Source organism: Pseudonocardia sp. SID8383 (genome assembly GCF_009864975.1).
Taxonomy (GTDB): domain Bacteria; phylum Actinomycetota; class Actinomycetes; order Mycobacteriales; family Pseudonocardiaceae; genus Pseudonocardia; species Pseudonocardia alni.
The window spans coordinates 1-1,035 of record NZ_WWFY01000864.1; the positions used below are offsets into that span (position 1 = coordinate 1).

The following is a 1,035-nucleotide window of genomic DNA, read 5'->3' on the forward strand; positions in this document are numbered from 1 at the left end:
GCTGGGCGCCGCGCTGGCCACCGCATCCGCGCTCGACGGTGGCCCGACCGCCACCGCGGACCCCGGGGCGGGCCCGGCGCGCATCGAGGGCCTGACCCTGCACGCCACCGGTGCCACCACGCTGCGCGTGCGGCTCACCGGGACCGGCACCGGCACGTTCGGCCTCGTCGCCACCGACCCCACCGGGGCACCGGTGCTCACCGCCGACGCCGTGCACACCGGCACGGGCGACACGCAGGCACCCGCCGCGACCGGGCAGGGCGGGCTGTTCGGCCTGCACTGGACACCGGTCGAGCTCGGTGACCGCGCCGCGGGTACCCGCTGGGCCGTCGTCGGCGACGACGAGCTCGACCTCGGCTACGCGATGCACCGCGCCGACGAGACCGTCAGCGCCTACGCCGAGTCCCTGGGCGGCGCCGTCGGCGACACCGGTCTCGCCCCCGACGTCTTCCTCATCCCCGTCGTCGGCGACCCCGACGGCGGTGCGGCCGCCGTGCACACCCTCACCACCCGGGTGCTGGGCCTGCTGCAGGAGTGGCTCGCCGAGCCGCGCCTCGCCGACGCGCGCCTGGTCGTCGTCACCCGGGGGGCGGTCGCCGCCGACGGCGAGACCGTCACCGACCCGGCGGCCGCCGCCGTCTGGGGTCTGGTGCGTGCCGCGCAGACCGAAAACCCGGGCCGGATCCGGCTGGTCGACCTCGACGACACGTTCCGCTCGGCCGGGGTCCTGCCGCACCTGCTGCTGCTCGACGAGCAGCAGCTGCTGGTCCGCGAGCACGAGGTCCGCGCCGCCCGCCTGGCCCGGCTGCCGGAGATCGCGCCGGACACCGTGCCGGACACCGCGCGTACGGCGGCGGACTGGGACCCCGACGGCACCGTCCTGGTCACCGGCGGCACCGGCGGGCTCGGCGCGCTGCTCGCCCGGCACCTCGTCACGACCGGCCGCACCCGGAACCTGCTGCTGGCCAGCCGCCGCGGCCCGGACGCCCCCGGTGCCGCCGAGCTGTGCGAGGAGCTGACCGAGCTCGGCGCCGC

General features: G+C 78.2%; 1 protein-coding gene. It reads left to right on the forward strand.

All coding sequences use genetic code 11. The annotated features are described in order from the left end of the window. Positions 1-1,035: SpnB-like Rossmann fold domain-containing protein (locus GTW08_RS20835; protein ID WP_161152413.1), on the forward strand; the 1,035-nt coding region annotated here is incomplete at both ends.